Source organism: Actinomadura sediminis (genome assembly GCF_042675525.1).
GTDB lineage: Bacteria > Actinomycetota > Actinomycetes > Streptosporangiales > Streptosporangiaceae > Spirillospora > Spirillospora sediminis.
Genome location: NZ_JBHTJA010000001.1, coordinates 83,146 through 109,696 on the forward strand (window position 1 = coordinate 83,146; position 26,551 = coordinate 109,696).

23 protein-coding genes, 1 tRNA gene and 1 pseudogene are annotated in these 26,551 nt (G+C 70.7%); 9 read left to right on the top strand and 16 right to left on the bottom strand.

Annotation, left to right across the window (positions count from 1 at the left end; genetic code table 11):
- Position 1 precedes the first annotated feature (1 nt).
- The 11 genes and pseudogenes from ACFQ11_RS00370 to topA all read right to left on the bottom strand — a co-directional run bounded on the left by ACFQ11_RS00370 (position 2) and on the right by topA (position 12,693).
- Complete coding sequence (locus ACFQ11_RS00370) at positions 2-859, bottom strand: SDR family NAD(P)-dependent oxidoreductase (protein WP_378295640.1); 858 nt, start codon at positions 857-859, stop codon at positions 2-4.
- Positions 856-1,821, bottom strand: coding sequence for an alpha/beta hydrolase (locus tag ACFQ11_RS00375; RefSeq protein ID WP_378295641.1), 966 nt, complete (start codon positions 1,819-1,821; stop codon positions 856-858). The genes ACFQ11_RS00370 and ACFQ11_RS00375 overlap by 4 nt, the downstream gene beginning before the upstream one ends.
- 425 nt (positions 1,822-2,246) lie before the next feature.
- Positions 2,247-2,702 carry a helix-turn-helix domain-containing protein gene (locus ACFQ11_RS00380; protein WP_378295642.1) on the bottom strand — a complete coding sequence of 152 codons (456 nt, stop codon included), beginning with the start codon at positions 2,700-2,702 and terminating at the stop codon, positions 2,247-2,249.
- Between the two features lie 120 nt (positions 2,703-2,822).
- Positions 2,823-3,656, bottom strand: a complete 834-nt coding sequence (locus tag ACFQ11_RS00385; protein ID WP_378295899.1) for a PSP1 domain-containing protein — start codon at positions 3,654-3,656, stop codon at positions 2,823-2,825.
- Positions 3,657-3,705: 49 nt separating this feature from the next.
- Positions 3,706-4,710: an SMP-30/gluconolactonase/LRE family protein gene (locus ACFQ11_RS00390; RefSeq protein WP_378295643.1), complete on the bottom strand. Its 1,005-nt coding sequence runs from the start codon at positions 4,708-4,710 to the stop codon at positions 3,706-3,708.
- 90 nt (positions 4,711-4,800) lie between these two features.
- Complete coding sequence (locus tag ACFQ11_RS00395) at positions 4,801-5,658, bottom strand: fructosamine kinase family protein (RefSeq protein ID WP_378295644.1); 858 nt, start codon at positions 5,656-5,658, stop codon at positions 4,801-4,803.
- 3 nt (positions 5,659-5,661) lie between these two features.
- Entirely contained in the window at positions 5,662-6,141 is a 480-nt protein-coding gene (locus tag ACFQ11_RS00400; RefSeq protein WP_378295646.1) for a low molecular weight protein-tyrosine-phosphatase, read from the bottom strand.
- A 142-nt stretch (positions 6,142-6,283) separates the two neighbouring features.
- Positions 6,284-6,562 (bottom strand): annotated as a pseudogene (locus ACFQ11_RS00405) (sigma factor); the annotation flags it as partial.
- 54 nt (positions 6,563-6,616) lie between these two features.
- Positions 6,617-7,765, bottom strand: a complete 1,149-nt coding sequence (locus ACFQ11_RS00410; RefSeq protein ID WP_378295647.1) for a DNA polymerase III subunit delta' — start codon at positions 7,763-7,765, stop codon at positions 6,617-6,619.
- A gap of 28 nt (positions 7,766-7,793) precedes the next feature.
- Positions 7,794-9,935, bottom strand: coding sequence for a dTMP kinase (gene tmk, locus ACFQ11_RS00415; protein ID WP_378295648.1), 2,142 nt, complete (start codon positions 9,933-9,935; stop codon positions 7,794-7,796).
- A gap of 28 nt (positions 9,936-9,963) precedes the next feature.
- Positions 9,964-12,693 (bottom strand): type I DNA topoisomerase, encoded by a 2,730-nt coding sequence (topA, locus tag ACFQ11_RS00420; protein ID WP_378295649.1) that lies wholly within the window; start codon positions 12,691-12,693, stop codon positions 9,964-9,966.
- A 247-nt stretch (positions 12,694-12,940) separates the two neighbouring features.
- Between topA and ACFQ11_RS00425 the strand changes: the two genes are divergently transcribed.
- Positions 12,941-13,126 carry a DUF5703 family protein gene (locus ACFQ11_RS00425; RefSeq protein WP_378295650.1) on the top strand — a complete coding sequence of 62 codons (186 nt, stop codon included), beginning with the start codon at positions 12,941-12,943 and terminating at the stop codon, positions 13,124-13,126.
- A gap of 144 nt (positions 13,127-13,270) precedes the next feature.
- Here the strand turns inward: ACFQ11_RS00425 and ACFQ11_RS00430 are convergent, their stop codons facing one another.
- Complete coding sequence (locus tag ACFQ11_RS00430; protein ID WP_378295651.1) at positions 13,271-14,602, bottom strand: M20/M25/M40 family metallo-hydrolase; 1,332 nt, start codon at positions 14,600-14,602, stop codon at positions 13,271-13,273.
- Between the two features lie 145 nt (positions 14,603-14,747).
- Between ACFQ11_RS00430 and ACFQ11_RS00435 the strand changes: the two genes are divergently transcribed.
- A tRNA-Leu gene (locus ACFQ11_RS00435) sits at positions 14,748-14,836 on the top strand.
- Between the two features lie 249 nt (positions 14,837-15,085).
- Positions 15,086-16,072, top strand: coding sequence for an MBL fold metallo-hydrolase (locus ACFQ11_RS00440; RefSeq protein ID WP_378295652.1), 987 nt, complete (start codon positions 15,086-15,088; stop codon positions 16,070-16,072).
- A 4-nt stretch (positions 16,073-16,076) separates the two neighbouring features.
- Here ACFQ11_RS00440 and ACFQ11_RS00445 read toward each other — a convergent pair whose 3' ends face one another.
- Complete coding sequence (locus ACFQ11_RS00445; protein ID WP_449193539.1) at positions 16,077-17,699, bottom strand: beta-N-acetylhexosaminidase; 1,623 nt, start codon at positions 17,697-17,699, stop codon at positions 16,077-16,079.
- 507 nt (positions 17,700-18,206) lie between these two features.
- Between ACFQ11_RS00445 and ACFQ11_RS00450 the strand changes: the two genes are divergently transcribed.
- The gene (locus ACFQ11_RS00450; RefSeq protein WP_378295654.1) at positions 18,207-18,581 is read left to right on the top strand and encodes a type II toxin-antitoxin system RelE/ParE family toxin; all 375 of its coding nucleotides are present in this window, start codon (positions 18,207-18,209) and stop codon (positions 18,579-18,581) included.
- On the top strand, positions 18,578-18,946 hold the full coding sequence (locus ACFQ11_RS00455) for a helix-turn-helix domain-containing protein (RefSeq protein ID WP_378295655.1): 369 nt from the start codon (positions 18,578-18,580) through the stop codon (positions 18,944-18,946). The genes ACFQ11_RS00450 and ACFQ11_RS00455 overlap by 4 nt, the downstream gene beginning before the upstream one ends.
- A 275-nt stretch (positions 18,947-19,221) precedes the next feature.
- Here the strand turns inward: ACFQ11_RS00455 and ACFQ11_RS00460 are convergent, their stop codons facing one another.
- Positions 19,222-20,841: an ATP-binding cassette domain-containing protein gene (locus ACFQ11_RS00460; protein ID WP_378295656.1), complete on the bottom strand. Its 1,620-nt coding sequence runs from the start codon at positions 20,839-20,841 to the stop codon at positions 19,222-19,224.
- Positions 20,842-20,928: 87 nt separating this feature from the next.
- On the opposite strand from ACFQ11_RS00460, the gene ACFQ11_RS00465 reads away from it, so the two are divergent.
- The 4 genes from ACFQ11_RS00465 to ACFQ11_RS00480 all read left to right on the top strand — a co-directional run bounded on the left by ACFQ11_RS00465 (position 20,929) and on the right by ACFQ11_RS00480 (position 24,769).
- The gene (locus ACFQ11_RS00465) at positions 20,929-21,681 is read left to right on the top strand and encodes a TetR/AcrR family transcriptional regulator (protein WP_378295657.1); all 753 of its coding nucleotides are present in this window, start codon (positions 20,929-20,931) and stop codon (positions 21,679-21,681) included.
- 600 nt (positions 21,682-22,281) lie between these two features.
- Positions 22,282-23,400, top strand: a complete 1,119-nt coding sequence (locus tag ACFQ11_RS00470; RefSeq protein WP_378295658.1) for a hypothetical protein — start codon at positions 22,282-22,284, stop codon at positions 23,398-23,400.
- A gap of 37 nt (positions 23,401-23,437) precedes the next feature.
- Positions 23,438-24,154 (top strand): hypothetical protein, encoded by a 717-nt coding sequence (locus ACFQ11_RS00475; protein WP_378295659.1) that lies wholly within the window; start codon positions 23,438-23,440, stop codon positions 24,152-24,154.
- Between the two features lie 360 nt (positions 24,155-24,514).
- Complete coding sequence (locus tag ACFQ11_RS00480; protein WP_378295660.1) at positions 24,515-24,769, top strand: DUF6458 family protein; 255 nt, start codon at positions 24,515-24,517, stop codon at positions 24,767-24,769.
- Between the two features lie 221 nt (positions 24,770-24,990).
- On the opposite strand, the gene ACFQ11_RS00485 is transcribed toward ACFQ11_RS00480, so the two are convergent.
- Positions 24,991-25,359: an STAS domain-containing protein gene (locus ACFQ11_RS00485; protein WP_378295661.1), complete on the bottom strand. Its 369-nt coding sequence runs from the start codon at positions 25,357-25,359 to the stop codon at positions 24,991-24,993.
- Between the two features lie 447 nt (positions 25,360-25,806).
- Positions 25,807-26,247 carry an STAS domain-containing protein gene (locus ACFQ11_RS00490; RefSeq protein ID WP_378295662.1) on the bottom strand — a complete coding sequence of 147 codons (441 nt, stop codon included), beginning with the start codon at positions 26,245-26,247 and terminating at the stop codon, positions 25,807-25,809.
- Between the last annotated feature and the right edge of the window lie 304 nt (positions 26,248-26,551).

A 26,551-nucleotide genomic window follows, 5' to 3' on the forward strand; every position in this document is an offset into this window, starting at 1 on the left:
GCTACTTGACGACGGCCGTGCTGTACGTCGGCGGGTCGCCGAGCATCCCGCGATGGGATCGGGGCCGCGAGCCGTCGACGTCGGTGACGCCGAGTTCCTCCCCCAGTTCGGCGCCGATGAGGACGCGTCCCGTCCACGCCATCGGGTCGGCCGAGCGGGCGAGGGCGTCGATCACCCGGCCGCTGAACTCGGGGGTCTCGGCGCCGGCGGCGAACGACTCGTACCGGTCGGGGACGCCCTCGAACATGGCGCGGTTGCGTTCGGTCTTCAGCAGGCCCATCCACAGGGAGACGACCGCGACGTTGTAGGGGCGGAAGTCCTCGGCCATGTCGTGCGCCATCTTGTCCACGGCGGCCTTCCCGGCGCCGTAGGCGGGGCCGTGCATGTAGCAGCGGCCGCCGAACGAGGACGTGTTGACGACGAGGCCCCCGGTGTTCTTGATCAGCAGCGGGGCGGCGTAGTAGCTCGCGACGTACGCCGAGCGCATGCCGACGTCGAACATGCTCTGCAGTTCGAGCGGCTTCTCCCAGAACGGCCCGTCCCGGGTGAGCCCGTCCGGGATGGTGAACGCGTTGTTCACGAGGACGTGCACGGCGCCGTGGTCCCGTTCGACCTGCTCGAAGAGCGCCCGGACCTGCGCGTCGTCGGAGTGGTCGCACACCACCGGGACGCCGGTGCCGCCGCGTTCGTCGATCTCCGCGGCGGTCGCGAACACCGTGCCCGGCAGGTCCGCGTCGCCCTCCGCGCGCGTCCGTCCCGTCACGTACACGGTCATGCCGGCCGCGCCCAGGGCGAGGGCGATGCCCTTGCCCGCGCCGCGGCTGGCGCCGGTGACGACCGCCACCCGGTCCCCGGTCATGCGCCTCTCCCAGCGAGGAATTCCAGCATCGTCGCGGTGGTCTCCGCGGGTTTCTCCATCTGCATCATGTGCCCTGCCGTCTTGAGCATCCGGACGTCCCGGACGTCCGCGTGGTGGTCGCCGAGCCTGTTCAGGGGGTCGTCGCCGTGCCAGCCCTCCAGGTCCGCGTCCTGCTCGCTGCCGATGAAGTAGTAGGGCACGGTCGTCCGGCCCTCGTAGGACTTGCGGTACTCCCAGGCGAGGTCCATGGCCCGGTACCAGTTGAGCCCCCCGGTGAAGCCGCTCGCGCTGTAGTCGGCGACGTAGAACTCCAGTTCCGTCTCCGTCAGCCACGACCACGGGAGCGGAGGCGTCTCGGGCAGGGCGTCGATATAGGACGTCCCCGGAGGCTTCTTCCACACGTCGAGGTAGTGGTAGTCGCTGGAGAGCGCGTAGAACACCTTGCGCAGGAACTCGCGCGGCGCGGCGGCGAGGTCGCTGTCGGCGACGCCGGGGGCGGCGAAGTAGTGGATGTGGTTGAAGTGCCGTTCGGCCTGCCGGGCGGCGAGCGTCAGCGGCGACTCCCGCGACGGCGTGAAGAACGGGTTCTCGAGCGCGATGATCGCCTCGATGCGCTCCGGGTGGTGGTGGGCGAGGTCGTAGGCGGCGAACAGGCCGAAGTCGAGGCCGCTGAAGACCGCCTTCTCCTCCCCGAGGTGGTCGAGGAGGCCGACGACGTCCCCGACGATGCTCGCGGGACCGTACTCGCGATGGTCCGCGGGCCCGCTCGTCCGTCCCATCCCGCGCATGTCGGGGGCGACGACACGGAACCCGGCGTCGGCGATCGGCCCGATCTGGTGCCGCCAGCTGAACCACAGGTGCGGGAACCCGTGCAGCAGGACCACGAGCGGCCCGCTCCCCTGCTCCACGTAGTGGACGTCGAGGTCGTTGATGCGCGCGTACCGATGACTCCAGCCGGCCATGCCGTGGTCCCTCCGGTGCAGATGCCGATCACCGGAATCTGCACGACGAACGCCCCCGGCGGCAGCCCCCCGTCTCGCTCAGCGGGAACCCGCCCGATCTCGGTCCTTGACTCCGTGTCCGCAACGCCGCAACCGATTCGACGAGACCGGCCCGCTCGAGAGCGTCGAGAACATCCTCCATCGTCTCCGGGGGGTTCCTCCGAGAGTCGACGATCTGCTGGACGCACGCCCAGATGACCCGGTCGTCGAAATCGATCTGGTCGAGGACGAAGTCGTCGGGACCTTCGCCTCCAGGCCCCACGGCGCCAGCGATTCGGACGGGAAGTCCTTGAGGTTCGAGGTGACGATCACCTGCGCGCCGGCCTTGATCGCCGCCGCGAGGCCGTACAGCACGCATGCGTCGTACACCGCGACGAAGACCATGCTCAGATGTCCAGCTCCTGACCGAGCGCGGCGAGCTCGTCGGCGGCGGCACGGCTCTGCGCCTCCGACTCGCGCTTGTAGGCGATGAGGTCGTCGTACCTGACGCGGCGGTGCCTGCCGACCCGTTTGAACGGAATCGTTCCGGCCTCCAGCAGGCCGATGAGGTAGGGGCGGGAGACGTTGAGCAGGTCCGCCGCCTGCTGTGTCGTCAGTTCGGCGTGCGACGGCATGACGGATACGCCGCGGCCCGCGGCGGCCTGCGTCAGAACGTAGGCGAGGAGACTCACCGCCTCCCGCGGCAGGACCAGGGCCTCGCCTCCACCCAGTTCGGCTCGCACGCTGATGGTCTGCTCGTCCGGGTGCCCCTGCAGATACGCCTTGATCCGCTGGGCGGCGCGCGCAGCCTGCCGGGAGTCGATCACGCCCGGCTCAACCCGTTTGACCTGGACGTCCGCCATGCGTCCCCCTCACTTGACTCTATTCGAATTATGCGAAGCAAACGCAACAAACGCAAGCAGTGGAGCGCGTTCGGTGATGCTCCGATCACTATGCGCTAACTTCAGGCGGGTGCTCTCGAATCAGGTGGCGCCGTCGTCGGGGGCTTGGTTGTAGTGGGCGTCGTGTTGTTTGCGGGGGGAGCAGACGGAGGCGGAGGGGCAGGAGCAGCGGCGGGAGCCGACTTTCACGGTGACGCGGTCGCCGGGGACGTTGTAGCCGATGACCTGGCCCTCGCCCTCCGGGGTGCTGACGCGGGAGCCGAGGCGGGGGGCCTTCTCCTTGAACTCCATGTAGAGCGGGTGCTCGTACTTGAGGCAGCACATCAGGCGGCCGCAGGCGCCGGCGATGCGGAGCGGGTTGACGGGGAGGTCCTGCTCCTTGGCCATGCGGACGGAGACGGGCTCGAAGTCCTTGAGGAACGTGGCGCAGCAGAGGTCGCGGCCGCAGGGGCCGATGCCGCCCTGGAGGCGGGCCTCGTCGCGGGGGCCGACCTGGCGGAGCTCGACGCGGGCCTTGAGGGTGCGGGCGAGGTCGCGGACGAGCGCGCGGAAGTCGACGCGGTGCGGGGCCGTGAAGTAGATCTTGACGACGTTGTCGGCGTCGAGGAAGTCGACGCCGATGACCTTCATCGGGAGTTCGTGGCGGCGGATGAGGCGCTTGGCGACGGTGCGGGCCTCGGCGCGGTGGCGGCGGTTCGCCTCGTCGCGGGCGAGATGCTCGTCGGTGGCGGGGCCGCCGCATTCGGGGAGGCCGTCGATGTCCTCGGAGACCCACTGCGGGGCCCACACGCACTCGGCGACCTCGTGGCCGGAATCGGTGGGGACGAGCACCTTGTCGCCGACCTTCGGGCTGTGCGGACCCGGATCGAGGTAGTACAAGCGGCCGTATCGGGTGAAACTGACTGCCATCACCATGCCCACGGTTTCGCTCCGTTCGCCCGGTTCCGTGCGACCACCTTAGGCGTCACCACGCGGCGTCGGCGAGATCCTTCCCGGGGAGCGGGCCGGCGGGGCCGTAGAGGTCCCCGGCGAGGGCGAGGAGCGCGCCGTTCTCGGCGGGGTCGAGGGCCCGCACCGTGGGGGCGCCCTTGATCGGGTGCTTCCAGAGGATCTGCCCGGGTTCGCCGGTCGGCGAGTACGCCTGGAGGACGAGGTTCGCGTCCTGCACGCGGCCGGTGACGATCGTGGTGCCGTCCGGGCGCAGGAACGCGGCGGCCGTCCCGGACGGCAGCGTCGCGACGGTCTCGCTGGACTTGAGGTCGCCCGCCGAGGCGGCCGTGTCGATCGTCCTGACCTGGGTCTTTCCGGCGGCCGTCCAGACGAACGACAGCGCGTCGCCCGACCAGGAGAGGCCGCCGACGCGGCCCTGCGAGGCCGCGGGCCAGGACTTGCGGGCGCCGGTTCCCGGCTCGACGACCGCGATGGTGCCGCGCTTGCCCTCGTAGGTGACGTACGCGATGCGGCCGTCGGACGCGACGGCGAGGTCGGACCACTCGGCGGACTCGCCCGGCACGACGGCCTCCGGCAGCGGGACGAGCGCCTCGGCGCGGCCGTCGTCGTCGAGGTTCAGGCGGTGGAACGTCACCCGGCCGCCGCCGGCGGACGCGACGACGAACGAGCCGTCGGGGCCGGACGCGACGCGCGTGAAGCGGCGGCCGGGCGGCGGCGCGATGGGCAGGCCGGTGTCGGCGCCCGTGCCGGTGTCGCGGACGACGAGCGCGGAGCCGTCCGCGACGACGCCGGCGACGAGGCCGGGGGCGGCCGGCCCGGCGTCCGCCGCGGCCTTCGCGCTGCGCGACTTCGCCGCGCCGTGGTGCCGTTCGAGGACGTCGAAGCCGCCGCCGATGACGAGGACCGCGCCCGTGGCGACCGCGATCGGGACGAGCCCGCGCCACGCCTCGCGCGCCCACGAGCCGCGCGCCGGTCCCTCGTGCTTCCCGTGCCTGCCGTCCATGGGGGTGTCCCGCACCTGCCTCTCGTTGCCGGATCCCTCGTTTCTATCTCATCGACCGGGGGCGATACGCCGGGAATGGGGAGTTGCCGGGGTCGAGGGCGGGCGTCAGCCGAGGGCGGCGCGGACGGCGTCCATGAGCGACGCCCGGTAGGAGCCGCCGAACAGCGCGACGTGGACGAGCAGCGGGTGGAGCTGGTGCAGCGGGACGCGGGCGCGCCAGCCGGCGGCGAGGGGCGCGGCCTCGTCGTAGGCGGCGAGGATCCGGTCGAGCAGCGGGGTGCCGAACAGCGCCATCATGGCGAGGTCGGTCTCGCGGTGCCCGCCGTGCGCGGCCGGGTCGATGAGCACCGCGCGCTCGCCCGTCCACCGGACGTTCCCCGACCACAGGTCGCCGTGGATCCGGGACGGCGGCTCGGACGGTCCCGCGAGCGACTCGGCCTCGTCGACGACCCGCTCGACGAGCCGGACGTCGGCGGCCGGGAGGTGCGGCGCGGCGAGCGGGACGAACGGGGCGAGCCGGCGTTCGGCGTACCAGCGGGGCCACGGGCGGTCGTCGGGCGTGTTGTCGAGCGGGAGGTCGGCGATGAACCCCGGCCACGGCGCCCCGTACACGTCCGGACGGGACGTGGTGTGCAGGGCGGCGAGTTCGCGGCCGAGGCGTTCGGCGGCGGCCGGGCCGGGCGGCGCGGACGGCAGCCACGGCAGGACGAGCAGGCGTTCGTCCGCCGCGACGACCTCGGCGACCGGGACGTCCGGGCCGGCCGCGCCCAGCCAGCGCAGCCCGGCCGCCTCGGCCGCGAACACCCCGGCGGACGAGGAGTCGCCGAGGGCCTTCACGAACACGTCGCGGCCGTCGGCGAGGGAAGCGCGGTGCAGCGTCCACGCGTGGCTCGCACCGAGGTCGTGGACGCTCGCGACGTCCGTCCCGAGGAGGCGCGCGAGTCGCGAGCGGACGCCGGGCACCGGTCAGGCCGCCTTGAGGCCCGCGCGGATCTCGTCGAGGAGGCCGGGCATCGCGGCCTCCACCATCTCGAGGACGAGGTCGAAGTCGGCGCGGCCCCCGTAGTAGGGGTCGGGGACGTCGAGGTCGCCGCCGGCGTCCGGGTCGAACTCGCGCAGCAGCCGGACCTTCGCGCGGGACTCCTCGTCGGGGGCCATCGACCGCAGCGCCCGCAGGTGGCCCGCGTCGAGCGCGAGGATCAGGTCGTACCGGTCGAACCAGAGGGCCTCGAACTGGCGGGCGATGTGCGCCGAGCGGTACCCTGCGCGCCGCAGCGCCGCGATCGTCCGCTCGTCGGCGGTGTCGCCGACGTGCCAGTTGCCGGTGCCGGAGCTGTCGACCTCGACGTCGAGGCCGGCCGCCTCGGCGTGGTGGCGCAGGACGGACTCCGCCATCGGGGACCTGCAGATGTTGCCCGTGCAGACGAAGGTCACTCGGTACGGCATGCCCCCCATGATGCCCGACGTCAGTCCCTCGGCTCGATGTACACGTGGTCGACTTCACGGTGCCGGGGGTGACCTTCATCGCCTCTGACTCGGCGGACCACACCGGCGGCTGGTGCGGCGCGCGGAACGGGCGGCGGCGCCGCCGTAGCGCCGTCCGCGACCGGTTGAGGACGGCGGACCGGACGTACGTCAGCGCCCGGTCGCGGTCGCGCAGCCGCGGCCACGCCGCGTACAGGCCCGCGAAGGCGTCCTGGACGACGTCCTCGGCGGTGCCCCGGTCTCCGACCATGATCAGCGCGAGGCGGGTCAGGCCGAGCGCGTGCTCCCGGTACAGGTCCGTCACCGCGGCGGCCGCGTCCTCCCCGGACGCGGCCGCCGGTGTGTCCGCCCGCGGCTCGGCGAGCGCCGTTTCAGCGTTCATGTCCCAGAGACACCGCGAGCCCCCTCGGGTTGCCTCCAGCGCGGGCGTTTCTCGTCAGCCGGTGCGCAGGGCCATGGTGAGGGCCTCGACGGCGAGCAGCGGGTTGACGTTCGCGTCGAGCCGCTCCCGGCACTCCATGATCGCGTCGAGGCGGCGGAGGGTGCCCTCGGGGCGGGTCTCGGCGGCGGCCGTCCGCAGCTCGGGGGCCAGTTCGGTGTTGACGAGCTCGCTGCCCGCGCCGAGCTGCAGGGTGAGGACGTCCCGGTAGTAGGACGCGAGGTCGAGCAGCGCGCGGTCCAGCGCGTCCCGTTTCACCCGGGTCGCCCGGGACTTCTGCCGGTCCTCGAGCTCCTTGAGCGCCCCGGCCGTCCCGCGCGGCATCCGGCCCTTCGCGCTCTCCCCGAGGGCCTGCCGCATCTCGGCGGTCTCCTGCGCGTTGAGCTCCTCGGTGGTCGCCTTCGCCTCCGCCTCGGCGGCCTTCACCAGCGCGTCCGCCGCCATCGCCGCCGGGCCCACGGACGTCAGGCGGCGCGGCACCGCGAGCACCTGCGCGCGCCGCGCGCGGGCCTCCGGGTCGGTGGCGAGCCGCCGCGCCCGGCTGATGTGCCCCTGCGCGGCGCGCGCGACGACGTCGGCGGTCTCGCGGTCGACGCCGTCCCGCTGGACGAGGACGTCCGCGACCGCGTCGATCGGCGGCGTCCGCAGCGTCACCAGCCGGCAGCGGGACCGGATCGTGATCAGCAGATCGTCCGGGGACGGGGTGCACAGCAGCCACAGCGTGCGCGGCGGCGGCTCCTCGATGGCCTTCAGCAGCGCGTTCGCGGCGCCCTCGGTGGCGCGGTCGGCGTCCTCGAACAGGACGATCTGCCAGCGGCCCACGCTCGGCGACGACGACGCCCGCAGCACCAGCGCCCGCGTCTCCTTGATCCCGTACGACAGGCCCGACGGGCGGACGACCTCGAGGTCGGCGTGCGTCCCCTGCAGGACCTGGTGGCACGCGGCGCAGTGCCCGCAGCCGCGCGGGATCTCCGTGCACTGCAGCGCCGCCGCGAACGCCCGCGCCGCCGCGGACCGTCCGGACCCGGGCGGGCCGGTGAACAGCCACGCGTGCGCGACGCCGCCCCCGCCGCCGGCGCCGTCCGCGGCGGCGGACAGCTCCGCGACGACCGGATCCTGGCCGACCAGGTCGTTCCAGACGCTCATGGCGTCAAGGCTACGGGCCCGCCGGGGCTCACACGTCCCTGATCGCGGGGAACGTGTGCGTCGCGTCCTCGGTGCCGAGCGGGATCGGGTCGGGCAGGATCTCCCGGATGCGGTACTGGATCTCGCGGCTGAGCTCGGCCTGCGGGCGGGACGCGTCGAGCACCAGGTAGCGGTCGGGGTCGGCGTCGGCGAGCGCCCGGAACCCGGCGCGGACCCGCTCGTGGAAGTCCTGCGACTCGGACTCGATGCGGTCGGCGGGCGCCGACAGCCGGGCGAGGCCGGTGCGCGGCGGCACCTCCAGCAGGACGGTCAGGTCCGGGACGAGCCCGCCGGTCGCCCACTCGTTGACCCGGGCGATCTCCTCGACCGGCTGTTCCCGGCCGAACCCCTGGTAGGCGAGGGACGAGTCGACGTACCGGTCGCTGACGACGATCGCGCCGCGGTCCAGGGCCGGGACGATCACGTTCGTGACGTGGTCGGCGCGGTCGGCGGCGTACAGCAGGCTCTCCGCGCGGATCGACAGGCCGGTCGTCTCGCGGTCCAGCAGCATCGCGCGCAGCCGCATGCCGATCTTGGTGGCGCCCGGCTCCTGCGTGGTGATGACGTCGTAGCCGTGGTCGCGGAGCCAGATCGCGGCGAGCCGCGCCTGGGTGGTCTTGCCCGCGCCCTCGCCGCCCTCGAACGCGATGAACACGCCCCGGTTGCGGACGGCCGGGGCCTCCGCCGGCTCGGCGGGCTCCTCCCCCGGCGGGACGTACACCTCGCCACGCAGCGCGGCCCGCAGGTCCGGGAGGAGCGGGACGCCGCGGCGGTCGTCCGCCCGGCGGTACGCGAGCAGGCCCGCGAGGAGCGCGACGACGGCGGCGACCAGCAGCGCGGCGGCCGTCCCGGCGAGGTCGTAGACGCCGCCGCCGAGGTCGATGCGGGTGCCGCCGATGGCGCCGGCCAGCGGCGGGACGGCCGCGACCGCGACGAACGCGGTGACGAGCGCGACGGCGCGCGGGTACGCGGGGTTCGGCGGCTCGGCCTCTTCGGGCGCCTCGGGCGCCTCGGGCGCCTCCGCGTCGGCGGGGGCCGCCGGGACGGACGTCCCGCAGGCCCACGCGGCGCCCGCGGCGACGCCCACGAACGCGGTCGCGAACACCGCGACCGGAAGGTTGTCGACCAGCGCGGTCACGACCAGCGCGAGGGCGCCCGCGACGACCGCGAGGCCCAGCAGCCGGCGGCGGCTGAACGGGCCGAGGATCCGCGGCCCGAGGAAGATCCCGAAGCCGAGCCCGGCGGTCAGCGCGAGCAGCACGGCCCCGTACCCGGCGTCGCCGCCGCCGAGACCGGCCGCGTGCAGCCGGGCCGCGCCGACGACCGCGCCGGACGCGAGGGCCGCGCCGGTGACCGCGGCGCCGAGGCCGCGCGGCGCGCCCGTCCGTCCGCCCCGGACGAGCAGCGCCAGCGGGGACGGGACGGGCACGGGCGCGGCGCCCGCGACGTCCTTGATCAGCGCGACGGCGGCGGCCGCGAGCAGGAACACGGCGGCGTTCGCGTACAGGACGAGGTCGGTGCGGTCCCCGGCGCCGTCGAACAGCCCGGCGCCGATCAGCGCGAGGACCGTGAACAGCGCGGCGGCGGCCGGGGCTGCGGCCGACACCGTCCGCAGCGCCGAACGGCGCGCGGCGGCCCGCAGCCCGTTCGTCCCGCCGCCCGGCGCGTCGTCCGGCGGCCCGTCCGGGACGAGCGCGGGCGGGGCCGCGAGCGCGACCGGCGTCCACAGCAGGCCCAGCAGGCCCGCGAGGAACGCGGCGGCGAGCGTCCACGGCAGGTTGTCGAGCAGCGGCACGGTCAGGACGATCACGAACCGCAGGGCGTCCGCGGCGAGCAGCAGGACGCGGCGGTCCGCGCGGGCGGCGAGCAGGCCCGCCAGCGGCGCGAGGAGCACCGCCGGGAGCAGCAGCAGCCCGAGGACGCCGCCGACCGCCTGCGCGCGCGCGGCGACGTCCTCGCCTCGCGTCAGCACGACGGCCGACGCCGTCAGCGCGGGCACGGTCAGCCATTGCCCGACCGCGGACAGCGACAGGGCGAGCCGGAGCCGCCGGAACGGCCCGAGCTCCGAGAGCGACGAAACGCCCGGCTGCGGCGCGGCGGGGTACGGCCGGGTGGCGTCCGTTCTGGTCATGTCCGTCAGAGTATCGGCGTCCTTGTCGCTATGACCCCGACTTCGCCGAGGACTTGGTCGACGACTTCGCGGCCGGCTTCGCGGCCGTCCGCTTGCGCGGCGCGGCCTTCTTCTTGCCGCCGCCCGCCGCGACCTTCTCACGGCGCTCCGCGAGCAGCTCGGCGGCGCGCTGGATCGTGATCGACTCGACCTCGTCGCCCTTGCGCAGGCTCGCGTTCGTCTCGCCGTCCGTCACGTACGGGCCGAACCGGCCCTCCTTGACGACCACCGGCTTGTCGCTCGCCGGGTCCTTGCCCAGCTCGCGCAGCGGCGGCGCCGCGGCGGCCCGGCGACCCCGCTGCTTCGGCTGCGCGAACAGCTCCTTGGCCTGCTCCAGCGTGACGGTGAAGAGCTCCTCCTCCGAACCCAGCGACCGGCTGTCCGTCCCCTTCTTGATGTAAGGGCCGAACCGTCCGTTCTGGGCCGTGACGGGCTCCCCGTCGAGCTCCCCGACCGTCCTCGGCAGCGACAGCAGCTTCAGCGCGTCGTCCAGCGTCACCGTGTCGAGCGACATCGACTTGAACAGCGAACCCGTCCGCGGCTTCGGCGCGTCCGCCTTCTTCGTGCGCTTCTTCTTCTCGCCCTCCGCCGGCGCGGGCGGCTCCGGCAGGATCTCGGTGACGTACGGGCCGAACCGGCCGCTCTTCGCCACGATCGTGTGCCCGGTCTCCGGGTCGACGCCCAGCTCCCGGTCACCGCTCGGCTGCGCGAACAGCTCCTCGGCCTTCTCCGCCGTCAGCTCGTCCGGCGCGATGTCCTCGGGAATGTTGACCCGGTTGCCGTCCCGGTCCAGGTACGGCCCGTAACGCCCGACCCGCACCATGATGTCGGTGCCCTTGACCGGGAACGAGCTGATCCCCTTGGCGTCGATGTCGCCGCTCTCGCCGACCAGCTCCTTCAGCCCCTCGGCGCCGTTGTCGCCGAAGTAGAACCGGTTCAGCCACGGCACCCGCTCGGCGTTCCCCCGCGCGATCTCGTCGAGACCGTCCTCCATGTGCGCGGTGAAGTCGTAGTCGACCAGGTTGCCGAAGTGCTGCTCCAGCAGGTTCACGACCGCGAACGCCAGGAACGACGGGACGAGCGCCGTGCCCTTCTTGAACACGTACCCGCGGTCGAGGATCGTTCCGATGATCGACGCGTACGTCGACGGGCGCCCGATCTCCCGCTCCTCCAGCTCCTTGACCAGGCTCGCCTCGGTGTACCGGGCCGGCGGGCGCGTCGAGTGCCCCTCGGCCTCCACGTCCTGCGCCGTCAGCCGGTCGCCCTCCGCCAGGTTCGGCAGCCGCCGCTCCTGGTCGTCCCGGTCCGTCGACGGGTCGTCGGCGCTCTCCACGTACGCCTTCAGGAACCCGTAGAACGTGATCGTCTTACCGGTCGCACCGAACTCGGCCGTCTCGCCCCGCGTCGACTCCCCGGTCACCCGGATCGACACCGACTGCCCCGACGCGTCCTTCATCTGGCTCGCGATCGTCCGCTTCCAGATGAGCTCGTACAGCCGGAACTGGTCGCCCGACAGCCCCGTTTCCGCAGGCGTCCGGAACGTGTCGCCCGCCGGACGGATCGCCTCGTGCGCCTCCTGCGCGTTCTTCACCTTCGAGGCGTAGACGCGCGGCTTGTCCGGCACGTACTCGCCGCCGAACAGCGACGCCGCCTGCCGCCGCGCCGCCGTGATCGCCGTCTCCGACAGCGTGATCGAGTCGGTGCGCATGTAGGTGATGAAGCCGTTCTCGTACAGCTTCTGCGCCACCGACATCGCGTACTTCGCCGAGAAGCCCAGCTTCCGGCTGGCCTCCTGCTGCATCGTCGTCGTCCGGAACGGCGGGTACGGCTTGCGCGTGTACGGCTTCCGCTCGACCGACTTGACCTCGTACGGACGCCCGCGAAGCCGCTCGGCCAGCCCGCGCGCGGCGTCCTCGTCCAGGTGCAGCGCGTCGCGGGTCTTGAGCGTGCCGTCGGACGCGAAGTCGCGCCCCTGCGCCACCCGCTTGCCGTCCACCGACACCAGCCCCGCCTTGAACGACGTGGGCTCCTCGTCCTTGCCCGTGCCGAACCGCGCCGCGATGTCCCAGTAGTGCGCGGGGACGAACGCGATGCGCTCCCGCTCGCGCTCCACCACCAGCCGCGTCGCCACCGACTGCACCCGGCCCGCCGACAGCTTCGGCATGACCTTCTTCCACAGCACGGGACTGACCTCGTACCCGTACAGCCGGTCGAGGATCCGCCGCGTCTCCTGCGCGTCCACCAGCCGCAGGTTCAGCGTCCGCGGGTTCGCCGCCGCCTGCTGGATGGCGTCCTTGGTGATCTCGTTGAAGACCATCCGGTGCACCGGGACCTTCGGCTTCAGAACCTCCTGGAGGTGCCAGGCGATCGCCTCGCCCTCCCGGTCCTCGTCCGTCGCGAGGAAGAGCTCGTCCGCCTCGGCCAGCAGCTTCTTGAGCTTCTGTACCTGCTGTTTCTTGTCGGTGTTCACCACGTACAGCGGCTCGAACTCCTGCTCGACGTTCACGCCGAGCTTCGCCCACGGCTCGCCCTTGTACTTGGCCGGCACCTCCGAGGCGCTCCCGGGCAGGTCCCGGATATGGCCGATACTGGACTCCACGATGTAGCCACGGCCGAGGTAACCCGCGATCGTCTTCGCCTTCGCGGGCGACTCGACGATCACCAGGCGGGTCCCGCCCCCGTTCTGGCCACTCTTCGCAGTGCCGTTCTTGGCTGGCACAGTCGCTCCAACCTCGCTGTCCTGGTACTCAGGGTTTTCTTACACAGGCTTCCTACAACGTCGCGTGACGGCGCGTTCATGCCCGCGGGTCCCCGCCACCGATCCGATGGGCCCGCCCCGTCCGTCCCGGACGGCGCAATTCCCACCACCGTGCCTCCGACAGGATGACATGCCGCCGCCGTCCGCGCGGACCGGGTCGCCACCGTACGGCGGCGATCCGCGGCCGGACCAGGTAATAATGGTGGCAATGGCGGAGTACACCTACCTCGTCCTCTCGCTGCCGCGCGGCACCACACGCGACACCGCCCGGCAGATCCTCACCGAGCACGCGGAACGCGGCGGGTGGGAAATCGATCGTCTGCGCCTCTACCCGGACGGGCGGCGCCGTATTCAACTACGGCGCAAGGTCATCCGGGCCGTGCGCACGCTCTGACGCCGCGGAGGACGGGCAAGGCTCCGCCCGCCCCGGTCCGCGCCTCCGGGGCGGGCAAAGCACGTGCGGCTCCCAGGAGCCGCGCCTACACATGGTGACCGTACCACCACACTTCGCATGCGCGGCGGTAAAATCGCGGGAAAGTCAGGCCCGATCAAGGAACGCGTCGAGGACCCGCACGCCGAACTTCAGCCCGTCCACCGGCACCCGCTCGTCGATCCCGTGGAACATCCCCGAGAAATCCAGCTCCGGAGGAAGCCTGAGGGGCGCGAACCCGAAGCACCGCATCCCCAGCCGCGCGAACGCCTTCGCGTCCGTCCCGCCGCTCAGACAGTACGGCACCGGCAGGGCGCCCGCGTCCTCCTGCAGCAGCGACGCCTCCATCGCCGCGACGAGCGCCCCCTCGTACTCCGTCTCCAGCGCGTGATCGTGATGGACGAACCCGCGCTCGACGCCCGGCCCCAGCAGCTCGTCGACCGTGGCGAAGAACTCGTCCTCGTACCCCGGCAGGAACCGCCCGTCCACCTGCGCCGTCGCGCTCTGCGGGATCACGTTCGTCTTGTACCCCGCGTCCAGCCGCGTCGGGTTCAACGTGTTCTTGAGCGTCGCACCGATCATCCGCGCGAGCGGCCCGATCTCGTCCAGGCACGCCTCCGGCCGCTCGGGGTCGAACTCCACCCCGTACGCCATGCAGGCCCGCTCGAGGAACGCCCGCACCGTCTTCGTCAGCCGCACCGGGAACTCGTGCGACCCCAGCCGCCCGACCGCCGCCGCCAGCGCGGTCACCGCGTTGTCCGGATGCACCATCGACCCGTGCCCCGCGGTCCCCTTCGCGGTCAGGTTCATCCACGCGATGCCCTTCTCCGCGGTCTCGATCAGGTACATCCGCCGATCACCCGGGACCGTCAGGCTGAACCCGCCGACCTCCCCGATCGCCTCCGTGCACCCCTCGAACAACCCCGGATGCTCGTCCACGAGCCACTGCGCGCCCCACTTCCCGCCGGCCTCCTCGTCCGCCAGGAACGCGAGCACCACGTCCCGCGGGGGCCTGCGCCCCTCCCGCAGCCGCTGCCGCACGACCGCGAGGATCATCGCGTCCATGTCCTTCATGTCGACGGCCCCGCGACCCCACACGCACCCCTCGGCGATCTCCCCGCCGAACGGATCCCGCGTCCAGTCCTCTTTCCGAGCGGGGACCACGTCCAGGTGTCCATGCAGCAGCAGCGCGTCCCGCGAGGGATCCTCCCCCTCGATCCGCGCCACGAGGCTCGCACGTCCCGGATGACTCTCGAAGATCCGCGACTCCAGCCCCACCTCCGCGAGCCGCTCGGCCACGTACTCCGCGGCCGCCCGCTCCCCGGGACCCGAATGATCCCCGGGGTTGCTCGTGTCGATGCGGATCAGCTCCTGGCAGAGCCGAACCACCTCGTCCTCCGCAGTCGCCCCGGCGCCGTCGCCGTTCGCAGTCGCCTGCACGTCCCTCACCCCCGGTGTCCGCACGTCCCGCCGTCCATGGTGCCCCCTCGCCCTCCGTCCCGCGACTCGCGAACGGCGTCGCCGCGACTCCCCAACCTTTGGTATCGTGAACCCCGCCGCAGCCGCAGGGCTGCGCGCGAACCCGGTCCGGGTGGCGGAATAGGCAGACGCGCTAGCTTGAGGTGCTAGTGCCCTTCACGGGGCATGGGGGTTCAAGTCCCCCCTCGGACACCAGCTTTCAGAGCGGGAGAAGCGATCGCTTCTCCCGCTTTGACGTGTTCGGGCCCTGGGTGCTCGGTGGCGCAGGCGCTCGGCGTGGGGCGCCGCGGCGTGGGCGTTGCGTCGTATCGTCGGCCTCCCGGGAGCCGGTCTCGCGCCGCCTGAAAATCAGTGCGCTCAGGGTCGGGTCGGCCATTACGCTTGCGGACGTTTGATCACGGCGGGCAAGCGCCGTCCACGACCGCTCATGGAAAGGCGCACTCGATGATGGGGGTCCCGGAGCAACGGCCTGAGCACCCCGATCTGCTTGAGCGGGGGCATCCCTTCCGGCAGTGGAAGACATGGCGGATTCCCGGCGCCGAACTGACGCTCACCGGCTACTCCCGCGCGAACGACAAGACCTTCTTTCATATCCCCGAGCTGCGGTGCAGCCTCGACGCGGGGCTCTGTGAAGGGCGGCAGGTGGACACGGTCTTCCTGACCCACACCCACCACGACCACTCCAAGGATCTCGATTTCCTGGCGTCCAAGGCGTCCGGCGTGGACATCTACCTGCCCGCTGAGGCGGTTTCCTACGCGGAGTCCTATCTGCGTGCGTCCGCGGAACTGAACCATGGCCCCGGATTCGATCCGGCGTTGGCGGGAGGCCACCGCCTGCACGGCGTGCGGCAGGGCGACGAGTTCACCTTCGGGCGCCGCGGACACCGCGCGCGGGTCGTGGAGTGCGAACACAAGGTGCCCTGTGTGGGATATGCGTTCTCGGAGCGGCGCAAGGCGCTGCTGCCGGAGTTCGAAGAGCTGCGGCGGTCCCTCGTTGCAGAGGGGCGGGGCGGGGAATTCGGCCGGATCATGGCCCGGCGGCGCAAGGACGGCGTCGAGGTCGACGGTGCGGTCGACCGGCCGCTGTTCGCGTTCCTCGGCGACACGCATGTGAACGTGTTCGAGCGAAACCCATGGCTTTTCGACTATCCGGTGGTCATCACCGAGTGCACTTTCCTGGACGACGCCGAATCGGACCGCGCGGACCGGGTCGGGCACACGGTGTGGAGCCGGCTCAGGCCGGTGATCGAGGCTCATCCACGGACCCTGTTCGTCCTGACCCACTTCAGCCTGCGCTACTCGGACCGGGAGATCCTCGCGTTCTTCCGCCGGGAGTGGGAGGAGGCGAAAGGCGGGCGGCCGGGCAACGTCCTGCTGTGGGTGCACCCGGAAAGCCACCTGCCCGAGCAGCACCAGCACAGCGGGCTCTGAGGGGTCAGTCCGCCATCCGCCAGGTCTTGCGCGGTTTGCTGTGCATCCGTCCCGGGATGCCGGGGCGCTGCTGCCAGGGGTGCGGGCCGCCGGGCGGGCGGTACCCGACGCCCAGCGCGTCCAGGCGGGCGTAATGCGCCCTGTTCATCCGGCGCTCGAAGTCCTCGAAGTCGCGCTCGTCCGGGCCCGGCAACCGTGACCAGGCCACTTCGGCGAACGCGACGAGGCGGGGGAACGCCTGGTAGTCCACGCGGCCGCGGTTCTCGACGACCTCGGTCCACAGGTTGGCCTGCGCACCGATGATGTTGTCCGCGTGGGGCGTACCGGTCAGCCGGGGCGGTACGGGTTCGAACCGGTAGACGTCCTCAAGGGTGTGGACCCATCCGAACGGCACAGGCTCGTCAGGGCCGTGGGCCTGGGCGTGGTCGAGGTAGACCTCTTGCTGCGGGCACATCACCACACTGTGGCCGGCCTGCGCGGCGGCGATCCCGCCTGCGTACCACCGCCAGCACATGACGGTGGCGCCGTCCGCCAGGCCGCCTTCCAGGATCTCGTCCCAGCCGATGAGGCGCCGCCCCCGCGCGGCGAGCCAGTGGGCGAAGTGGCGGATCATCCACGACTGGAGGCCGTCTTCGTTCTCCAGCCCGAGTTCCCGGATGCGGGCCTGGGCGGTGGGCGACTCGCGCCACTGGTCCTTGAGGCATTCGTCCCCGCCGATGTGGACGAACCGGCCGGGAAAGATCGCCAGCACTTCGTCCAGGACGTCCTCATAGAAGCGCACAACGGCGTCGGTGGGGGCCAGCACGTTGCGGTTGACGCCCCAGTCGGTCCACACCTCCAGCGCGGCGGTGTCGACGACGTCGCTGTTCCCCAGTTCGGGGTAGGCGGCGATGGCGGCCTGGGAGTGGCCTGGAAGGTCGATCTCGGGCACGACGGTGACGTGCCGCTCCGCCGCGTACGCGACGATCTCGCGCAGATCGTCCTGGGTGTAGAAGCCGCCGTGCGGCCGCTCGTCCCACAGCGCCGGCTCCCCCCAGCCCAGGCGGGTGCGCCGCCGCCAGGCGCCGATCTCGGTCAGCCGGGGGTGGCGGCGGATCTCGACGCGCCACCCCTGGTCGTCGGTGAGATGCAGGTGCAGCACGTTCAGCTTGTGGGCGCTGAGCAGGTCGACATAGCGCAGCACATCGTCCTTGGGCAGGAAGTGCCGCGCGACGTCGAGCATGAAGCCCCGCCACGCGAAACGCGGCCGGTCCTCGACGGTCACGTACGGGACACTGACCGGCCCCCGCGCACTTGGGGCGCGGCGGAAGGACTCCGGTCCCAGCATCTGGCGCAGGGTCTGACGCCCCCAGAAGACGCCCGCCTCGTCACCGCCCACGATCTCGGCGCCGTCAGCCGACACGGTGAGCCGGTATGCTTCCGGCCCCAGCGACGGGTCGACTTCGGTACGGACATCCCCGCTGAACGGGCCGACACCTCCGGTCAGTTCGACCCGGTCCGGGGCTGGTATCAAGTTCAGTTCAGGCGCCACGCATCCAGTTTCCCCATAGAAGTCTTTCCTTCGCCAGGGACCGGTCGAGCGCTTCGCTCTGATCGCTTCGACGAACGTCTCCGTCCAGTGCTTCACAGGAGTTTGCAGCGTCCACGGCAGCGCCCCCGGCTATGACGGGCCTCTCACAGCCTTCGGCCCGGGTCGCGTCCACCCGTTCATGCACTGCCGCTTGATAGCTTCGCTCCTTGTACATGGCACATGCCGCCTACTGGGAGCAACCACCGCAACGGGCTGCAAACTTGGGCTAAGCCTGCACCGTGACGCGGTACACGTCGCCGGTCGGGTTGTCATGGGGATATGACTGGCCGAAGATGCCCGCAGGTTCTTCCGCCGGAGGACGGCTTCGCGCTGCCATCCGCGCGACGCCCGCCGACCCTGACCCTGGTGGCCGAGGTCCGTTCAAAGAAGGCGAAGCGCAGGCCGCTCCCGGCCGGTCGGGCACTGCCGGCTTCGGCTATCCGTGCGCAACGGCAGGCGCCGCACAGGTCACCGGCCGGCACTGAGGCCGTGCGCGTCAACATCGCCCAAGACCGCCGCCGGGTTGCTCGCACAGAGTTATACACTTCCTTGTATAATCGGACCGTGAGCGTGCTGTGGCGGATCGAGATCGAGCCGGAGGTCCGGCAATGGTTGGAGCTTCTCACCGACCGGCACTACGACAAGGCCGAACGGGCGGCCGACATGCTCGCGTCCCAGCCGACCACGCTCGGCGAACCGTACTCGCGCCACCTCGGCGGCAAGGTGCGCGAGCTACGCTTCATCCTGGACGGGAATTCCGTCCGCATCACCTACTGGCTCGCCCCGCAGCAACGGATCGTGCTGCTCACCGTGTTCCGCAAGACCCGGCAACGCGAGGAGGGGGAGATCGAACGGGCCCATCAAGCACAGAAGGTGTGCGAAACCGAGCATGATCCCGCCGAGCACAGCTACGACCGGGCCAAGGAGGACACGCCGTGAACCACACCCAATGGAAGACCCGCCGAACCAAGAGGTTCCTGGGCGAAACGGTCGAAGAGTCCCCCGCCTACGTCGAGGCGGGACATGCCCTCGCGCTCGGCCAGGCCGTCCATGACCGCCGCGCCGCCCTCGGCATCTCCCAGGCTGAACTGGCTCGCCGCGCGGGCATGACACAGCCGCAGATCTCCAATATCGAGGGCGGCGACTCGGTACCCACTCTTCCTTTGCTCACCCGGCTCGCCGGCGCGTTGGACGCCTCTCTGACCATCGAGTTGGACGACGGCGAGTCCACCTTCGTCTTCACACCCCACCACACCCCCGGCCCCGACGCGTCGTCCGGCGATGGGCACACCTCGGCCGCGTAATTCGTGGCGCCCATCCCTGCTGTCACCATTTCGGAAACACCGACGACCACGTGGCCACATGCGATCACTTGTGACCGTTCCTGGATACAGCGTTCGTAGAGGCAGGGTGGTGGTTGCGTTTATGGGGCTCGAGATACCCGTCTCGACGGCGACGTGGGCATGGGAACGGTGCCGGCATCGTCAGTCCGGACGTCGGCGGGGCGTTTCTGTGGGGCGCTGGGCGGTCCTCCCTTGAACGGATGGGTCTGCCGGTGCGCTGTCGGAGGGCTGGGGCTTCAGCGGGGACGGTCGACGCGGTCTTCGTGCCAGACGGGTTCGGTGCTTTCGTAGACGGCGCCGTCGGCGCCGAAGACGAGGTAGCGGTCGAAGTCGGCGGCGAACCAGCGGTCGTGGGTGACGGCCAGCACGGTGCCGGAGAAGCCGTCCAGGCCGGTCTGGAGGGCGTCGGCGCTGGCCAGGTCGAGGTTGTCGGTGGGCTCGTCGAGCAGCAGCAGGGTCGCGCCCGACAGTTCGAGCAGCAGGATCTGCAGGCGGGCCTGCTGGCCGCCGGAGAGGGTCTCGAAGCACTGGCGGCCCGCCGGGGCGAGTTCGTAGCGGGCCAGGGCCGCCATGGCCTCGTTCAAGGTGAGTGCGTGTTCGGACATCACCAGCTCGGCGAGGGGGCGGCCGAGCAGGTCGGGCCGGGTGTGGGTCTGCGTGAAGCGGCCGGGGACGACTCGTGCGCCCAGCCGCACCGAGCCGCGATGGGCGATCTCGGGGACGGCGCCGTGGGCGGCCCCGGCCAGCAGCTGCAGGAAGTGGGACTTGCCCGAGCCGTTGGAGCCGAGCACGCCGATGCGTTCGCCGTACCAGATCTCGGTGTCGAACGGCCGCATCAGCCCGCTGAGTTCAAGGCCCTCGCAGATCACCGCGCGTTTGCCGGTGCGGCCACCGCGCAGCCGCATCCGCACGTTCTGCCGTTTCGGCGGACGCTCGGGCGGGCCGACCTCCTCGAAACGCTGCAGACGGGTGCGGGCGGCACGGTAGGTGGAGGCGACATTGTCGCTGTGGGCCGCGGTCTGCCGCAGCCGGTGCACCAGCTGCTTGAGCTTGGCGTGTTCCTCGTTCCAGCGGCGGCGGCGCTCCTCCAGCCGCTCGATGCGCTGCTCGCGGCCCTGGGCGTAGGTGGCGAAGCCGCCGCCGTGGATCCACACGCCGCGGGACTCCACCGTCACGATGCGGTCGGCGGCGTTCGCCAAGAGCTGCCGGTCGTGGGAGACCAGCAGCACGGTCTTGGCGGTGGCCCGCAACTGCTGCTCCAGCCACTGCTTTCCTGGCACGTCCAGGTAATTGTCCGGCTCGTCCAGCAGCAGCACTTCGTCCGGGCCGCGCAGCAGCGCCTCCAGCACCAGCCGCTTCTGCTCCCCGCCGGAGAGGGTGTTCACCGGGCGATGGCGGGCGGTGTCGTACGACCGGCGCATCGCCGCCGTGGTACAGGTGTCCCAGACCACCTCCATGTCGTAGCCGCCTGCGTCGGCGTAGTCGGTGAGGGCCTGCGCGTACGCCAGCTGGCTCACCTCGTCGCCGGCCAGCGCCGCCTCCGCTCGCCGAAGGGCGGCGGCCGCGGCGCGGACCCGGTCCGGCGCCACCGACAGCAGCAGGTCGTGCAGGGTGCGATCGTCGCGGATGCCGCCGATGAACTGCCGCATCACCCCCAGGCCGCCGGAGTGGACCACCCGGCCGTCCTCCGGCTCGGCGTCACCGGCGATCAGCCGCAGCAGGGTGGTCTTGCCCGCGCCGTTCGGTCCGACCAGGCCGGCTGTGACCCCGTCGCCGATGCGGAAGGACACGTCGTGCAACAGCAGCCGACCGTCGGGCAGGACGTAGGTCAGCCGATCGACCTCGACATGTCCCATGTTCCGGCTCCTCAGCTCTCGTCCCGACCGTCGTTCCGGCTACTCGACCAACGGTCGAGTACCGGACCGGCATACTAGACTTCTCGCGTGGACGAGACCAAGGCACGACGGACATCAGCCGGGGACGTGTGGCTGCGTCCTCCGCGTACGCAGCGCGGGACGCCTCCGCTCAGCCGGGACCGGATCGTCGAGGAGGCCGTGGCGCTGCTGGACGAGGAAGGCGTCGACGGGCTGATCATGCGGCGCCTCGCCGAGCGCCTCGGCACCGGTTCGGCGACGCTGTACTGGCATGTGAAGACCAAGGACGACGTTCTCGACCTCGCCCTCGACGCCATCTTCAGCGACGTGGCGATCCCGCAGGGCACCGGCGACGACTGGCGCGGGAACGTCACCGCCCTGATCACCGGCTGGCGCGCGGCGCTCCTGGAGCACCCCTGGTCGGCGGCGCTCCTCAACCGCCCCATGCTCGGGCCCAACGTGCTCGCCCGCAGCGAGTTCCTCTACGCCACGCTGCTCGCGGCCGGCCTGACCGGTCCGCACCTGACCGCCGCGGCGTTCGGGCTGTCGAACTACGTCGTCGGCTCGGCCCTGATGCAGGCCACCTGGCACACCGGCGATGAAGAGGGCGGCCAGCGGTCCGCCCAGGCGTACCTCCAGGCCAACACCGACCTTTACCCCGCCCTCGCCGCCCACGGGCCCTACACCGGTGACGACCAGGATTCCGCCTTCGCCCTCGGCCTCACGTACCTTCTCGACGGAATCGAGGCCAATGCTGTGGGCACGCCCCGCGGAACGCGAACCGGCACGGGAGCTGGGAACGCTCGATCGGTCCCGGACTAGGTGTTGGTGTGGGGGTGCCGGCGGCGCTGTGGACGGCACCGCGCTGCCGGCCGCCTGGATCGGCATGGCCGCGTTCGCAAGTGCTGCGGTCGTTGAGGTGCGGCAAAGTGCGCCGGCGCCCCGGCTCCACCTGCGCCTCCGGGCGGTTCACCACTATTTCGATGCCCTACGCGTCTGGCCGGGCCGTGGCGGGCTCACGGAACGCCCCCGGGCCGTCAGGTGGATCCGGTTGCCGATCGTCGCGGTGACCCATTCTCCAGCGCGATGCCCACGATCAGCGTGATGCTCCGAGGAAAGGGGGAACATCGACCCGATCCCCGCCGTGTTGGGCACCCCCTGCCCGCAATGAGGTTCTGGGGGAACGCCGTACGGCCGAGGCGATGATAATCTTTGGTCCTCTACCTTCCGGAAGTTCACGGAATGGACGGACGGGCCGGGGACATTTGACGGCTCTGCGGGTTCGTGTCTCGGAGTGCGGATGACGGGTACGGTTTGATGTACGCGACAGAGGTGGCAGAAGCTCACATCGACGATGCGAACAACATCTTGGTCGGGCCTTCGACGTTGGACCATGGCTTGATCAGGGGATTCTTTGGGTCCGTGATCACGCCGGAGGAGCTTGCCTCCGGTTCGGCCGACCTCGCGCAGAAGACCGTCTACCTGTGTGGCGATGTGTCTGAGATCAGCGGTCGTTGGCTGCATGCGGCGGCCCGGGTGCTCATTGTCCGGGATCTATCTCATGGGTACGACGAGCACGCCGATGAATCTTGGAGCCTCGTCGACCTTGGCCAGGTTCCCATCCGCGTGCACGGTGTCGGCGTGTATTATCGCCGCTTTTTCAGCCTTGAAGCTGATCACTTCGGGCGGATCCGTGGGGAGCACGCGTTCCAGTCCCTGACGGAGTCCGACAAGCCTGGAACGGCCCATCGCAGCGGAATCTATCTGACGCCGGTCACGCGAGAGGGTGACGAACTGCATTTCCGCCTGCTCCGGTGCTCCACGAATCTCTCGGGGCCGACCGAGGGCTTCCGGCCGACGGACACGCGTATCGTCGAGGATTTGAACCGTGAAGCCGCCGCTGTCTTTCGGAACCAGGCACCGTTGAATCACGTCCTCGCTCAGATCTACCACAACACCCCTGCCACGGCCGCGCGCAAGCAGTCCAAGGCCAAGATCTCGGCTCATGCCGACAAGACCAAGGACATGCCCGTCAACGGCATCATGGCTTTCTGCACGTTCTATGACCGGCTCGACAAACTGCATCCCCTGACCGAAGACGCCTTCGATTACGGTGTGCAGGGCGCCAGTGGGCTGACCAAGCTCCACTTTCGCCTCAAGGAGCCGACCGAATGCGACGGGGCCGCGTATCCCCGAGAGTTCACCCTGACTCTCTACCCCGGCTCGGTTTTCTTCATTCCGCTGTCCACCAACCGCATGTACACGCACGAAATCCGGCCCTCGGCGTTGGACGCCGATCTGCTCCCGACTCGCCTGGGATACGTGGTCCGCTGTTCGAGCGCCGAAGCCGTTCACAAGAACGGTAATACGTTTCTCAAAGTGGACGGGGGGTTGGCGAAGCTGGAGGCCCCCACAGCAGCGGGCATGAACGACCTTCGAAGGCTGTATGCCGAGGAGAACAAGACCTCGTCCTTCATTGATTACGGAGACAAGTTTCTTTTCAGCATGAATACGGGAGACTACGTTGCCCCGCGAATCTAGGATCGCAGACGAGATTCTCTCGTACGCTTTGCCGAGCGTGGAAGGTCTCTTTGCGGAGCTGTCCGCGTCGGCTTTTCTGGAGGACGTGGGGAAAGGTCGGCGTGGTGCCGTGCTCGCCAAGGTCGACGAGGAGGGTGGCGTGCCTCTAGTACGTACCACCACTCGTTACGGCGGCCCGGCGCAGCGGTTCCGGGCGGTGCACGAACGGCTGGCGCAGCGGATTCAAGAACGTCTGACGCTTCCGGTTGGCTTCAACAACGCCCTCATCGAGAGCTATACGAACGCCTACAAGACCATGGGCGGCCATTCGGACCAAGCTCTCGATCTGGCCGACGGGTCGTTCATCGCCGTCTTCTCCTGCTACGAATATCCAGAAATGGCCCCCTCGAGGAAGCTGATCTTCGAATCGAAGGGGGACGGTGGCGAGACGTTCGAGATTCCCCTCGTTCACAATGGTTTCGTTGCTTTTTCTGTCGACTCGAATCGGCGACTCCGGCACAAGATCGTACTGGACGCGTCCGCTCAGACGACGGACAACCAATGGTTGGGTGTAACGTTTCGAACGTCGAAGACCTTCGTTCGGTTTCGCGATGGGCACGCATATCTCCCGGAGGGGGCGCGCCTCGTGTTGGCCGATGATGGGCAGGAGCGCGAGTTCTACTCGCTACGGCGCCGTGAGAACAAGGAAGCGCACTTCGTCTATCCACCGCTGACGTACACCATCAGCGAGAGCGATCTGATGCCGCCCGTCTGACACGTTCCTCTCGCCGGGGCTGGTACGTGTCCAGAGCCGGGCAAGGAGTGGTGGTCGGTGGCGGGCCAGCCGGTCGTCCGGTCCGCGGTGACGAGCCGGCCGAGCCGCTCGGGCATGCGCACGGCGTTGCGGAGGCGACAAAGCGACTGTTTCTCACACCGGCGGAGTGAGTTTAAATGAGCGAGAAATGAGCATGCAAGGGGTGTGTCCGTAACTCCCCACGGCACACGGGCCCGCGTCCTCGACCGGTTCGTGAGACCGAACCCGGCGGTCCTCGTGAATTCTTGGCTCGTCTAGGAGTCCGCTCATGGGCATCAGCGCCCGGATCATTCATCCGAGTTCACCGGAGGGTGGCGCGCAATGTCGGTAGCCGGTGGCATCGCCCTCCTGACGATCGGGGCGATCATCACTTTCGCCGTCTCCGGGTCCCTGCGCGGCATCGAGCTGCACACGGTGGGCGCCGTCCTGATGGTCGCCGGTGCGGCCCTGCTGGTGCTGCGGCTCGTCATGCCCCCCAGGCGGCACCCGAAGGAATGGGTCGCCCGCAGCCGCCGGGACGCCATGGAAGAAGCGGCCGACGCGCGACGAGAGGTCCTCGATGACCATGAAGCATGAGTACCTCCGGCTGATGAAGGGACTCATCGGCGGCACGGCCCTCGCGCTGGTCCTCGTCTGCGCCCTCATCGCGGCGATCGCCATCGTCGTTCCCTGACGCGGCCGAGGGGCGTACCGCACGCGTCCGTCCGGTTGGCGGGAGTCGGGCGGACGGACGTGTTCCGGTCCAGGCCGCGGGGCGGTCGGGACGAGCGCGGGCCCGCGGCCGATCCGGCCCTGGGTCAGGCTGCCGTTTCGGCCGGGTGGACGGTGAGGATGCGGCCGAGTCCGGTGGCGCGGAGCAGCGCGGCGACCTGTGCGCTCGGGGCGGCCAGGCGGAGGGTGACGCCGAGTCCGGCGGCGCGTTGCCGGACGCCGATCAGCACGGCGAGTCCGGCCACGTCGGCGGACGTCACCGCGCTCAGGTCGAGGATCAGCAGGCGGCCGCTGTGCCGCAGCGCGCCGATCAGGTATTCGCGCAGCGCCGGAGCGGCGGCGCCGTCCAGGACGCCGGACAGCGCGACGACGGTGTGACCGGAACGCCGGTGGGCGGGCGGCCGGACTTCGTCCGGGACGTGGGCGCGGGGCGCGGCGGTGGTGAAGGCGGTCATGACGATCTCCGATCGCGGTCGAGCGGTGGTGCCGTGCCCGGGCGGCCGGGTGTCGTGCGCAGGCGGGGCGAGGGCCGGATCAACGTGTCGCGAGGTCGTCTCGCGGCCGGCCGCCCTCGGCTTCCCGAGTCTTCATGCTCCCCCTCCTGGGGGTAGCCCCGGTGTGGCGGAGCGCCCCTCAGAACGGGGAGGCGTCCGTCGCCGGATAATTTAATTCTACCTGATAAAGTGGCAGAATTATCGAAATTCGATACTTTATTTTCGCGCATTTCCCGGAGGTCCCGGGACGGCGTTCATCTCCCTACGGGCGACGTGGGCATGGAGTGCCCGTGTCCGCCGTCGGCTTGCCTGGGTACAGGCCAGGGCCGCCCGCTCCTCCCCCGGGCCGGACGGCCGGCGTTGTGCAAGGATCGCGCACGCTCCGGTCTGACGGACGCGCCCGGTCCTTCACTCGTACGACGACGCCATCGCGGTCGGTCGGGCCCCGGCGGGTTCCAGGGCCGGAGGCGGCGGTTGCTGGAGCGCCCGGGGAAGGGTCGGGTAGGTCTGGAGGCCGTGGCCCGGGGCGGTGTCGTCCAGGACTCTCGCGACTTTCGAGCGGGGGGCGGCCAGGCGCATCGACACGCCCAGAGCCAGTGCACGGTGCCAGGCGCTGATCAGGGCGGACGTCCCGGCCGCGTCGCAGAACCAGACATGGGACAGGTCCACCACCAGGATCTTCTGACCGGGGTGCAGGAGTGCCAGCAGCCCGTCGCGCAGGGCGGGCGCGGTCACCAGGTCGAGTTCGCCGTGCAGGGCCGCGACGGTGTACGAGGGCCGGCGCGCGACCGACAGCACCACCCGCGGATGGATATCGGTATGGCCTTGGGTCGTGTACGTGGTGCTCATGATGTCGCTCCGGCCGCGGACCGGATCGCGGGCGGGCGGAGCCGGTGGCGCCTCGCGGAACGTCTCTCGCCCCGGACGATGCCGGTTGATCGTCGGCACCCGATTGATCCGCGGCATTACCGACGTTACGCCGCATACGGCGCTCCTGACGGCAATGACCTGCAAAGTTATCCGCGCGCGGTGCGATACCGGACGGTCGACCCATGACGGCCGCGGCCGCACCCCGTGAGCGTCCGGCACGGGAGACGGCTCGGACCGGATCGGCGCCGTCGAGGTGATCGGCGGGCGGTGCGGGTACGAATAC